At 30.0% G+C, this 13,017-nt stretch carries 11 protein-coding genes; 3 read left to right on the top strand and 8 right to left on the bottom strand.

Features of this window, described 5'->3' with window-relative positions; genetic code table 11:
- Positions 1–159: 159 nt before the first annotated feature.
- The 8 genes from Q0997_RS10925 to Q0997_RS10890 form a co-directional block, all read right to left on the bottom strand.
- Positions 160–1,383 carry a lanthionine synthetase LanC family protein gene (locus Q0997_RS10925; RefSeq protein ID WP_299888739.1) on the bottom strand — a complete coding sequence of 408 codons (1,224 nt, stop codon included), beginning with the start codon at positions 1,381–1,383 and terminating at the stop codon, positions 160–162.
- Between the two features lie 17 nt (positions 1,384–1,400).
- Positions 1,401–2,360: a T3SS effector HopA1 family protein gene (locus Q0997_RS10920; RefSeq protein WP_299888736.1), complete on the bottom strand. Its 960-nt coding sequence runs from the start codon at positions 2,358–2,360 to the stop codon at positions 1,401–1,403.
- A complete protein-coding gene (locus Q0997_RS10915; protein WP_299888734.1) occupies positions 2,353–3,441 on the bottom strand; it encodes an aminoglycoside phosphotransferase family protein in 1,089 nt (362 codons plus the stop codon). The genes Q0997_RS10920 and Q0997_RS10915 overlap by 8 nt, the downstream gene beginning before the upstream one ends.
- Positions 3,442–3,516: 75 nt before the next feature.
- The gene (locus tag Q0997_RS10910; protein ID WP_299888732.1) at positions 3,517–4,986 is read right to left on the bottom strand and encodes a hypothetical protein; all 1,470 of its coding nucleotides are present in this window, start codon (positions 4,984–4,986) and stop codon (positions 3,517–3,519) included.
- 315 nt (positions 4,987–5,301) lie between these two features.
- Positions 5,302–5,592 (bottom strand): preprotein translocase subunit YajC, encoded by a 291-nt coding sequence (yajC, locus tag Q0997_RS10905; protein ID WP_299888727.1) that lies wholly within the window; start codon positions 5,590–5,592, stop codon positions 5,302–5,304.
- The gene (locus Q0997_RS10900; RefSeq protein WP_299888724.1) at positions 5,592–6,083 is read right to left on the bottom strand and encodes a DUF1573 domain-containing protein; all 492 of its coding nucleotides are present in this window, start codon (positions 6,081–6,083) and stop codon (positions 5,592–5,594) included. The genes yajC and Q0997_RS10900 overlap by 1 nt, the downstream gene beginning before the upstream one ends.
- A 53-nt stretch (positions 6,084–6,136) precedes the next feature.
- Positions 6,137–7,048, bottom strand: coding sequence for a transcription antitermination factor NusB (nusB, locus tag Q0997_RS10895; RefSeq protein WP_299888721.1), 912 nt, complete (start codon positions 7,046–7,048; stop codon positions 6,137–6,139).
- A gap of 119 nt (positions 7,049–7,167) precedes the next feature.
- On the bottom strand, positions 7,168–8,274 hold the full coding sequence (locus tag Q0997_RS10890) for a Glu/Leu/Phe/Val dehydrogenase (RefSeq protein WP_299888718.1): 1,107 nt from the start codon (positions 8,272–8,274) through the stop codon (positions 7,168–7,170).
- Positions 8,275–8,418: 144 nt separating this feature from the next.
- Between Q0997_RS10890 and Q0997_RS10885 the strand changes: the two genes are divergently transcribed.
- The 3 genes from Q0997_RS10885 to Q0997_RS10875 all read left to right on the top strand — a co-directional run bounded on the left by Q0997_RS10885 (position 8,419) and on the right by Q0997_RS10875 (position 13,013).
- A complete protein-coding gene (locus Q0997_RS10885; RefSeq protein ID WP_299888716.1) occupies positions 8,419–10,209 on the top strand; it encodes an ABC transporter ATP-binding protein in 1,791 nt (596 codons plus the stop codon).
- 62 nt (positions 10,210–10,271) lie between these two features.
- Positions 10,272–10,679, top strand: a complete 408-nt coding sequence (locus tag Q0997_RS10880) for a PUR family DNA/RNA-binding protein (RefSeq protein WP_299888714.1) — start codon at positions 10,272–10,274, stop codon at positions 10,677–10,679.
- Between the two features lie 129 nt (positions 10,680–10,808).
- Complete coding sequence (locus Q0997_RS10875) at positions 10,809–13,013, top strand: response regulator (RefSeq protein ID WP_299888711.1); 2,205 nt, start codon at positions 10,809–10,811, stop codon at positions 13,011–13,013.
- Positions 13,014–13,017: the final 4 nt, after the last annotated feature.

Raw genomic sequence — 13,017 nt, 5'->3', positions numbered from 1 at the left:
AAATATTTCTCATATATAAAACATAAGAAATATTTAAATTATACCTAGCCCCTAAGATATCTATTATTGATAATACTATTTTGTATGATTTTAATCGTATTTTATCTAGTATATAGAATTTTATAACGAATAAAAATTATTTTTTAAGAATATAATTACTTATAATTTTGAAAACAATAAAGATTGATACTTCTCTTTATTATAGAGTCTCATGTAAAAATACCCTGTTCCTGCCAATCCCATCATTAAGCCTGGTGTATATTGGTTAGTATTTAAACCTGAAGGCCATGACGAATTATTTTGTTGATATTTATTAATACCCGCTACACCAACTGCTTCTGCAAGTTTTACATGCTCTTCTCTACCACAATCTAGCAAAATATCTGAATTCCCTGCTACACCATGGCATAATGAAAAATTAGTATTACTTAAATCTGCATTTAGTGTATTATAAACATTAGCAGTAGTAGTAGATAGTGCAATTTCCATTTCCTGAACATATACTGAATCTGGCATTAATTGATTAGCTCTATATCTAGAAATTGCTATTCCAGGTGCTCCATGACACCAAGATATACCACATACATTCCCTGAATCTTGCTTAACGACACCATCTCTATAATCTGGCCAATTTTGTTGTGCAGAATCAAAAGAAACTCTTTCGTAATTAAATCCTCCTATAGCTGTATTTAAATATTCTTTGCTTCCTGTAACATTATAAAGCTGCAGCAAAGCTAATGCAATTCCTGAAGCCCCATGAGAAAACCCAGTTAAATCTTTTTGTGATGGCACAGTAGACCAAGAACAGATATGGCCTTCTTTTTTAGCTGTATTATTTAACAAATCTCCCAATTCAATCGCTTTATCAAGCAGTTCTTTTTTATTGAATTTTCTATAAGCGTCCAACAATACTGGAATAGTTCCCGCTACTCCACTTATTAAATCTATCTCATGATTTTTAATTGAAACAGAAGTAATACTATCGAGGAGTTCTAAACCATCTTCTATCCATTTTTTTCTATTTAGCGTCTCTCCTACTTTTATTAATGCTGAAGCAATACCTGGTTTACCTGAATAAAAACCATGGTTAGATAATTTAGTTGTATTTAATTTCATTTGCGAAATAGCTCCCTCTATAGTTTTTAATAAAATAGGATCCTTTTTTTCGGAATATAGTGCAACCAAGAAAAGGACTATACCAGAAGTTCCTGAATAAACATCAGAACCAAAAGCTCTTACGACAGTTTTATATTCTCCATTTAGAGCCTCTATAGAGTAGCCTTGCCAGCTACAAGAGTCTTCATGCCAAATGGCTGAGTTTATTAATTTACAGCCAATTTCCCAAGCTGTATCTAAAAATATATTTTTATCTATATTATTCATAGGTCATTGTTTTAATTTTAAAATAATTGAGATCCTGAATTCAAAAATGGTTTTTCAGGATTGATTCCTTTTTTTATAAAAGCATTAGAAATGTTATTTAACATAGCATTAGAGTCTAGTTTTTTACCTATGTTATTCAATATAGTTTCTGCAACGGTAGTTATTCTATTCATACCAAAACTTTCATGAATACTAGGGCTTTCAGCAATCCCTACTCCTTTACTATATCTATAGGTAAAAAGAGGCACATCTTCATCAAGATAACTCTCCATTAATCCACAAAGTTCTGGCAACAACAATTTTACTACTTGCATATTTTTGTTTTCTATATACAACACTGCTGCATCACGCCTAAAGTAAAGTTTTGGATTATTTAAGCATTTAAATAAAAAAGGGATATTATAATGATTTAGTTTTTTTGTGATTTTTTCTATAAGAACTGGCGCTCCTTTATCATTAATATTCCAATAAATTCGAGTCATCATTTTATTAAAATCAATAATTTGATTACTATTTACATAATAAAACGTTGGTTGCTTATATTTTTCTTCTCTTGGAAAAAAAAGACTCACCATATCTCCTACTTTAGTAGTTAATATTTTTTCCTTAGGCCTTAGCTCTGTTTGATAAATTGTTCTTACATTTAACTCTTTAGCTACTTCAAAAAAACCATTAGACAAGTTTCTTTTTACTAACCAACCATCTTGAGTTTTATCTTTTGTATAGTTATTTTTAGATAATAAACTAACATATATCTCATCTAAATCTATAACTCCATTATATTTATTTACTTCTCCTTTTTGATAAGTATCTTTTAAAGCATAACATTCAGAGTACAATACACGAACTAATTTACTTAATACATTTTGTGATGTTATCTCATAGTTTTGTCCTCTAAAAGCAATATTAAATTTAGAAATATCTAATTGCGAATTAATTCTTACCAATTCTTTTACTATAACATCATCTTTAAACATATACTTCTGTTTTTATATTAAACAATTCTGATAATGCTTGTAGAGGATTTTTAATAATATTAAAAGCCAATTGAACACATCTTATATTATTAGCTTCAACTTTTAAACTATAAGTAGTTCCTTCAACACTAGTTTGTATAATTCTAGCAGCTGTTAATTGCATTGTTTTTATAAAAAAAGCATTATAAGATTCTCTAGGATAATTTTGCAACTCTAAATATTTAAAAAGAAAAGCCTTAGCAGAAGGTTTCATGTGTTTAATATCATAAGGCTCCATATCCTTAGGCAAACTTTGATTAAAAGGGTCATTATTATCAAAACCAAAAAGCCATGCAGTAATATAAGACTGTAATAACCCTGCTATATCCCATATAGGATCTCCTATATCTGCTAATTCCCAATCAATTAACTTTTGACTCTGTTCATCTTTAGAAATTAAAAAATTCACCCATTTAACATCTCCATGAATTAAGTGAGTAAACTGCCATTTTTTTGCCAAACCAATCAACGTCTCTTGTAATTGGTTATTTTCTTTTATCAAACTAATAACAGCAGTACTGGCTTTATTACCAACAAAAAACTCATGAGCTTTATGTTTATCTAATTGTAAAATCCATGGTAAGTTTTTAGGAAGTTTATCAAAATTATTAAGTTTGTTATAACTTACATGATAAGTTGATAAAATTTTCGCTTGTTCTTCAGCAAGATTTAAATCAAATTTTTTAGTATTCATATAGTAATCATGTAAGCTTTTTGCTCCGTAAAAGAGCTCTGTTACCATAATATTATTTTCTTTATCACAATGAATAAGTGGAGGAACATACTTAGACATTAAGGCTAGTGATTTATTTTCTTTAAACAAATGATATGTATTTATTTCTCTTTCAAATAAATTATTTGTTTTAAGGTCTGAAGCCATTTGTTTTATAAAAAGAGAATTATTAGGTCCAATCACTATTTTCATAATATTATTTCTTGTTCTGACTGGTTGGATTAAATAATTTCCTTTTATAACTTCAGAAGCATCTACTATTTGCCTTTTATACAAATAGTTATATACATCAAGAGGTTCTAATCGCATAATCTATCTTATTTTTATAGTATAGATCGCAGAAAATGATTTTCTGCGATCTAACTTGGTTTATACTAAAATCTGTTAGCAGATAGGTGGTATATTAGTACATGTTGTAACACAACTTACAACCGGCACTGTTGGAAAACCGCCTGCAGCATTTGCTGTTGCTACCTGAGCTGGTCCTGTAGCACATAAAGGCGGTACGTTTGTACATGTAACTGCACAACTCACGACTGGCACAGTTGGAAAGCCTCCCGCTACATTTGCTTGAGCAGCCTGAGTAGCTCCTGTAGCACATACTGGTGGTACATTTGTACATGTTACTGCGCAACTTACAACTGGCACTGTAGGAAAAGCTCCTGCAGTATTTGCTGTTGCTGCTACATTTGCCTGTGCAGAATTACATACTATTGGTACTCCAGTGCATGTTGTTACACAACTCACTACTGGTACTGTTGGAAATCCTCCTGCTGTATTAGCTGTTGCCACCTGCGCTGGTCCTGTAGCACATAAAGGCGGTACATTTGTACATGTAACTGCACAACTTACAACTGGTACAGTTGGAAATCCTCCAGCTGTATTTGCCGTTGCTGCTACATTTGCTTGTGCAGAATTACACACTATTGGTACTCCAGTGCATGTTGTTACACAACTCACTACTGGTACTGTTGGAAATCCTCCTGCAGTATTTGCTGTTGCTGCTACATTTGTTTGTGCAGAATTACATACTATTGGTACTCCTGTACATGTTGTTACACAACTTACTACTGGCACTGTTGGAAATCCTCCTGCTGTATTTGCTGTAGCCAATTGAGCCGGTCCTGTAGCACATAAAGGTGGTACATTTGTACATGTAACTGCACAACTCACAACAGGTACCGTTGGAAATCCTCCTGCAGTATTTGCTGTTGCACTTACATTCGCTTGGGCTGTATCGCAAACTATTGGTATTCCTGTACATGTTGTTACACAACTTACTACTGGAATAGTTGGAAATCCTCCTGCTGCGTTTGCTCCTTGTCCTTGTAAATAATTATTATAAATATCTCCTTGTAATAAAGAAGATGCCGATTCATCTCCACAATCTTTACAAGCGCTATGCAATGATCCTCCTGCATTTAATGATAAAATACTAGCAAATTGACTATCATCAATCTCATTATGAATACCATTAAGTACTAATGGAATAGAGAAGTGATGTGTAAAGTCAAAACATTTCCATCCAAAAACAGGAACATCAACACATGGTTTTAAACCTAAATCAAAACTAATAATACCATCTGCTTCGTTAAAGTTAGCAACACTAATTGTAATTTTGAATCTACTAAATGGTTGCCAAGTAAAACTAACATTGGTATTGAAATTGAAACTTTTGCTAACATTCCCAAAAGGAGTGTTTAGCGAAATTGTAATAGTAACTCGACCTTTTACAGCACTTGCAGAAATACATGCATTACACCCTAAAAAAGAAGGTGTACACCATTGTACTGCAGTTAAATTGTCGTACCCTTCTATAAGAGCACCGTCTTTCACGTTTGATACTTTAGACATGACTTTGTTTTTTTGATTTCCCTTACTCGTAAGGCTTTTCAGGTTCCGCCCCGTTTATTAATGTGGTATCTGAACTCCACAATAGTATTTGTAATATTACATCGTGAAGTTATTACCTTTAAAAGGTGCTCTTGAGCGTAGAAATACTCGTTTTTCAGTTAGGGGATTTACACCTTTTCTTAGAAAACATTGAGGTGTTTATAAAAAAAATCATTATTTTTTTTATAAATTAAGGCAGGCTATTATGTCTAAAATATATTCCATAAAAAAAGGCTTCCTAGTAAGGAAGCCTTTTTTTATTTAAGAAATTTAATTCTATTTTGTTTTTACTGGTGCATTAAGCGATTTACTCATTTCCATTGAAATTGCAGAACGATCGAACTTTAATTTTCCAGACATAGTTTCTATTACACAACTACCATCTTTATCATTAAGCTCAACTACTTTTCCATGTAAACCACTTTTAGTAATTATTTTATCTCCACGTTTTAGCTCTGTTGCAAATTTCTTTTCTTGCTTATTTCGCTTCATTTGTGGTGCTATTATAAACAAATAAAAAACTGCTATAATAGCGACTATTGGTAAAATACCTGAAATATCTCCCATTACTTAATTACTGGAGATAAAGGTTGTGCCTTAGCTGGCGCATTAGGATCTGGCTTTACAAAAGCTGTAATCTTAACTACATCTTTAGTATTTTTAGTATTTGATGTAACAGTAATTGCTTTAGAAACTTTGTTATTTCCTTTACCATTAAATTTAACTGTAAATTTACCTTCTGCTCCTGGAGCTAATGGCTCTCTAGACCAATCTTTTGGTATAGTACAACCACATGTACTTTTTACATCTGTAATTACTAATGCAGATTCTCCAGTATTTTTATAAGTAAATACCGTTTCTACTGGAGTTCCGTTAATTATTTCTCCAAAATCATGTTCCATCTTGTTAAACTCAATTACTGGATATTTTGAAGCTGCCGCATCTCTAACTGCTGCTGCCGCTACATTACTTTCATCAATTTTTTTTGTTGCATCTTCTTTACATGATGTGAATGCTATCATGCATAACGCGCTAAATAATACTACTGCTTTTTTCATAATTTAATTTATTTATTTTGGGTAATGGTCGTAAAAATAATAATAATTTTGAACTACATCAACCCTCGACCAACTTTATTTAATTTTCCTTCATTTTGGTATTCTTTTACCAGTTTATCTAAAATACCATTAATAAACACGCTACTTTTTGGTGTTGAATACTCTTTAGCGATCTCTAAATACTCATTAATAGTAACTTTTGTAGGTATAGAAGAGAAGTTTTTAAGCTCACAAATTCCCATTTTCAAGAGTAAATGATCAATATTTGCAATACGATCTGCATCCCAATTTTGAGTTTTCTTAGATATTTCTTCTGTTAATGCATTTTGATTTAGAAGTGTTTTCTTAAATAAATTTACTGCAAATTCTTTATCGTCAATATCTTTATACAGTTTAGGAAGAAAATGAAAAGCATCAGATTGTGGCTTCGATTTTCTTAATAATTTTAATATAGATGTATTGACTGTAGGTAAATCATCTAACCATGTTAAATTTTTATCTTCAAGATAATCATATAACTTATCATTTGGTGCAATAATTTCTTTAAAAACTTCTACAATAAAATTTCTATCTTCTTTAAATGTTGAAGTACTAGTATTTAAGTATTCAGCATATAAATCACTATTAAGGATTGCTTTGAAAATAATTTCTACATATTCACTATCTAAATCCCAATTAATAAATTTAGATTCTGCTAATTTAGCTTGCAATTGCTCATTATTTTTTAGCATTGCTAAAACTTCATTATTTACAAACTTACGATTAGGATTTTTTTCTTTATCAGTTGCTAAGTGTTTCTTACTGGTTTTTTCTAAGTGATCTTCTGCGCGTTTCTGAACAGCTATTAATAAAGAAATAAGCAGTAAATAAAGGTTGTACATATTATTAATACTGTACATTAAAAACTTTTGGTCTTTAGAAAAATCATCACTTTCAGTACCTTTAAAAGCGTATAGTACTTGCATGACTTTAATTCTAATGTGTCTTCTACTTAACATATTTACAAAGAACGATTTTTTTTAAAAATTAAGAGGCGAAAGTGAATCTCACTTTCGCCTGCAAAAATAGTATATTTTATGAATAGTTAGCTATTCGAGTTTTCTTTTTTTCTTACATCAATTCTACCTTGCGCAATATTTAATGCTGCTTGATGTGTTGTGATGTTATTTGTTTCGGCGCTTGTTAAAATTTCTAACGTTGTATTATAGATATTTTCCGTTTTACGCATAATTTCTGTTTTACCGTAATTTTCTAACTCTGCATATACATTAATAATACCACCTGCATTAATTAAAAAATCTGGTGCATATACGATACCTCTATCTTGAAGCATTTGACCGTGAATATTTTCGTTTGCTAACTGGTTATTTGCAGCACCAGCAATAACCTTAGCTTGAATATTATTTATTGTAGCATCATTTATTGTAGCACCTAAAGCACATGGTGCATATATATCTACAGCTTCACTATACACATCATTACCTCTATATATAGTCGCTCCATATTTCTCACTCACCTCTGCTAAACGCGCTTCATTAATGTCTGAAATAATAACTTTAGCTCCTTCATTTGTTAAGTGTTCAACTAGAGACTCTCCAACATGACCAATACCCTGAACAATCACACTTTTATCCTCTAAAACATCTGTACCAAATTTATATTTTGCAGCTGCCTTCATTCCCATAAAAACACCATATGCAGTAATTGGAGAAGGGTTTCCTGCACCTCCTTTAGATTCAGAAATACCTGTAACATAAGGAGTTACTTCACGAACTAAATCCATATCACTAGTTTCCATTCCTACATCTTCAGCAGTAATATATCTTCCACTTAAAGAATGAACAAACTCTCCAAAACGTTTCATTAATTCTGGTGTTTTTTGAGTTTTAGCATCTCCAATTATAACAGCCTTTCCGCCACCAAGATTTAAACCTGTAATTGCAGATTTGAAGCTCATACCACGAGACAAACGAAGCACATCATTTAAAGCTTCCCATTCGTTATTATATTGCCACATTCTAGTACCTCCTAATGCAGGTCCTAATACTGTATTATGGATACCAATTATTGCTTTTAAACCTGTATCTTTGTCGTTGCAAAAAACTATTTGCTCGTGATTATCGAATGATAATTGACCAAAAACTGGATCAATTTTATGTAGTTCATTTGTATTTATTACTTCTGATACCATATCTGATTTTTAAATTAGGGATAACATTTTTACATATTATGTAAAAACAACGTCCAAAAATAACCTAATATTAACATTAATACAACAATATTAACGTTAAATTGAGAAATTGTTAAAAACTTTTAAAAGCACCAATAATTGTAAATGAAAGAATTACAGCACCTTAACAAATATTTCTTAAAATATAAACGCCAATTGTTAATTGGTATTTTTATTACCATAGTTTCTAAACTATTCACTGTATTTGTCCCAAAACTTATTGGTTCTATTATTGATAATGTTAGCGCAGAAATGCAAAATGCATCTCAAAACATTGATGTTTTTAAATCTGGCTTACTTCAAAATATCTTACTAATAATTGGAACAGCAATAATAGCAGGTATTCTTACTTTTTTTATGAGGCAATTTATTATTAATGTTTCTCGATATATAGAATTCGACCTTAAAAATGAAGTCTATCAACAATATCAAAAACTATCTCTAAACTTTTATAAAAAAAATAGAACTGGAGATTTAATGAATAGAATTAGTGAAGATGTTGGCAAAGTTCGTATGTATGCTGGCCCTGCAATAATGTATAGTATAAATACCTTAACGTTATTTGTTGTGGTTCTTATTTTTATGTTTAAGCAAGCACCAATATTAACTTTATATACTATTATACCTTTACCAATACTATCTATTTTAATCTATAAAATTAGCAAACAAATACATAAACGGAGTACTGTTGTACAGCAATATTTATCAAAACTGTCTACGTTTACTCAAGAATCTTTTAGTGGCATTTCTGTTATTAAAGCCTATGGAATAGAGCCTCAAACTGCTTCTAGTTTTACAAATCTAGCAGAAGATAGCAAACAAAAACACTTACATCTAGTAAAAATTCAAGCATTCTTTTTTCCTATGATGATTCTCCTTATCGGCATCAGTAATATTATAGTTATTTATTTTGGTGGAAAACAATATATAAACGGTCAAATATCTTTAGGTAATATTATTGAATTTATTATTTATGTTAATATGCTAACTTGGCCTGTGGCAACAGTTGGCTGGGTTACTTCTATTATTCAAGAAGCAGAAGCTTCTCAAAAACGAATTAATGAATTTTTAAAGGTGAAACCAGAAATAACAAATCATAACAACACACTTTCAGAAATTAATGGAAATATTACATTTAACAATGTTCATTTCACATACGACGACACTAATATTAAAGCAATAAAAGGGATTAGTTTTTCTGTCAAATCTGGAGAAACTTTAGCAATTATTGGTAAAACAGGTTCTGGTAAATCTACTATTTTAGATTTGGTTGGTAGGTTATATGATATTGATAAAGGTGAATTATTAATAGATGACAAATGTATAGATCAACTTAATCTTTATAGTTTACGCGATGCTATAGGTTATGTTCCTCAAGATGCCTTTTTATTTAGTGATACTATAAACAACAATATTAAATTTGGTAAAGAAAATGCCACTAATGAAGAAGTAATTAATGCTGCAAAAAATGCAGAAGTTCATAAAAACATAAATAAATTCACTAATAAATATGAAACAGTGTTAGGTGAACGAGGTATTACTTTATCTGGTGGGCAAAAGCAACGTGTATCTATAGCTAGAGCCATTATTAAAGATCCAAAAATATTATTATTTGACGATTGCTTGTCGGCAGTTGACACAGAAACAGAAGAAAAAATACTTAACAATTTAAAGAAAGTATCTACTGGAAAAACTACCATTATTGTTAGTCACAGAATTTCTTCAGCCAAAAATGCAGATCAAATTATTGTATTAGATGATGGCCAAATTGTACAAAAAGGTAATCATAACCAACTTATAGACATTGATGGCTACTACAAAGAACTATATTTAAAGCAATTAAGTGAGAATTCAACAGTTACAACAGAAATAACTCCTTTAAAAGAAAAGCCTTAAAATGTTGTACGGTTTCAATTTTTTTATATTTTTGAAACTCAAATAACAACAACATAAAGACTATGCACAATAACGAGATGATGGAGAAAGAGGAAATTTACTCGAAAGTTTTAAGAGCAGGAAGACGTACTTATTTTTTTGATGTTCGAGCTACAAAAGCTGGAGACTACTACTTGACAATTACAGAAAGTAAGAAATTTACAAACGATGATGGATCGTTTCATTATAAAAAACATAAGATTTACTTATACAAAGAAGATTTTTCTGAATTTAATTCTATCTTACAAGAAATGACAGATTATGTTATTGCCGAAAAAGGAGATGAAGTTATAAGTGATCGTCACCAAAAAGATTTTAAAAGAGAGTATGATACGCCAGCTGCTAACACAGCTACAGAAGCGCCATCGACAACTGAAGACAATACCCCAGCAGAAAGTCGTTTTACAGATATAGATTTTGATGATATATAAATAGTCTTTACTATAAAAACATATAAAAACCGTTACTTTTTTAGTAGCGGTTTTTTTTATCACAAAAACGAAATCCTTTGATATTTAGATGTTTATAACTACATATAAGTAACTAAGATCACAAAATCAATGCGCTATTATCGACTTTTACTATACACTTTATTACTTTTAATACCATTAAAAATACATACACAAAACGAGAACAAAATCTCATTAGACAGTTTTAAAAAACTTCGTAAACAAATTAAAACTTATCAATATCAATATAATTACTCTGAAGCGATTAAAAATAGTTCTTCATTAATTGAAGAAGCAAAAAAAAACAATAACGATTTTTACGAATTTTATGGACTTATAGAATTAGGTTTTGTTCATCATTTAATAAATGATAGTATAAAAGCGAAAACATATACAGAAAGCGCTTTAGAAAAAGCCATAGAAACAAAAGCGGATACTTTAATATTATGGGCCTATAATGACTTAGCAAATGTTCAAAAAGTAACTAAGTCAAATTATACAAAAATGATAGGTTATTATCAAAAAGCTATAGATATATCTAATAATACTCCTGAAGCTTCCTTACCTGTAGCAGAACACATGAATATTGGAAATGCATACATAACAGTAGAGCAACCCGAAAAAGCATATTATTATTTAAAAAAAGCTAAAGACTATTTAAATCAAGAAAAAAGACATGAATTATTTTATTTAAATCTTAATATTCTTTTTGGACGTTATTATAATGCTATAGGCGATTATAAGAAAGCTATTCAAACTTTAGAAACATCTCTAAGTCTAGCAGAAGAAAAATATTTAAATCAAACTTCAAGTTCATATAAATACTTAGCCATTGCCTATGAAAAATTAAAAAAACCTTCTAAGGCAAATAAATACTTAAGGCTACAACAAGCTGTCGACTTAAAATTACATAATCTAGAAAAAGATGTATTACTCGCAGAAACTAGTGCCAAATTTGAAATCGATTTGTATGAAAAAGAAATTGATGCTATTAATATGGAGAAAATTAATTCTCAAAAATTAGCAAAAAAGTCTACTACATTTACAAGAATTCTAAGTTTTCTATCTTTAATATTATTAGCTGGTTTAATCGCCATCTTTGTTCTTGCCAAAAATCGAAAAAAATATATTAATCAATTATCCTATAAAAATGAAGAGCTCACACATGCAAAAAATAAAGCTGAACAATTATCTAAATTAAAGACTAAATTTTTCTCTACTGTAAGCCATGAAATTAGAACACCTCTTTACGGTGTTATTGGATTATCTTCGATTCTTTTAGACGATAAAAAACTAGAGTCTCATAAAGAAGATTTAACCTCTTTAAAATTTTCGGCAGATTATTTACTGGCATTAATAAACGATGTATTAATGCTAAGTAAAATGGAAAGCAATGGCGTAAAACTAGAAAAAACACCTTATAAATTAAGTAGTTTAGTAAACAGCATTACCAATTCATTTGCATTTTTGCTTGAACAGAATAATAATAAACTTATAGTAGATATTGATTCGCAAATTCCTAATGATTTAATTGGAGACTCCATTAGGCTTTCACAAATTTTAATGAATTTAATTGGAAACGCAGTAAAGTTTAATGAAAATGGAAATATTTGGTTATCAATTAAATTAATAGAGGTCACTAATAACAATCAATATTATTCAAAATTCATCGTAAAGGATGATGGTATTGGTATTCCTTTAGAAGAACAAAGTGCTATTTTTGAAGAATTTTCACAAGTCCAAAATGACAACTATAGTTATCAAGGTACTGGGTTAGGTTTACCTATAGTTGTTAAATTACTAGATCTACATAATAGTGAAATACATCTAGAAAGCACACCAAACAAAGGAGCTACTTTTAGTTTTATATTACCATTAACAGCAAATTTAGCTATTAAAAACACAAACATAGAAAATGGAAATTGTTTAACAAAAAACAAGAAAGAACATATTAAAAATTGCCACATACTTATAGTAGATGACAATAAAATTAATCAAAAAATCACAAAAAAGATTTTGCAAACTAAAAATTACAACTGTAGCATTGCAAGTAATGGGAAAGATGCTATAGACCTAGTTAAACAAAATAAATATGACTTAATATTAATGGATATTAATATGCCCGAGGTAGACGGACTAGAAGCCACAAAAATTATTAGAACTTTTAACAAAACAACTCCTATTGTAGCTTTAACGGCAGTTGAAGATAGAGGAATTAGACATAAAGCTTTCAATTCTGGTATGAATGACCTTATTCTAAAACCCTATGATAATTTGCAGTTCTTTTCTACTATTTTAAAGAATTTAAGTAAGTAAGATA

Source organism: uncultured Lacinutrix sp. (genome assembly GCF_947500325.1).
Lineage (GTDB): Bacteria > Bacteroidota > Bacteroidia > Flavobacteriales > Flavobacteriaceae > Lacinutrix.
The sequence above is the reverse complement of the archived record's forward strand: the minus strand, read 5'-3'. Positions and strand labels throughout refer to the sequence as shown.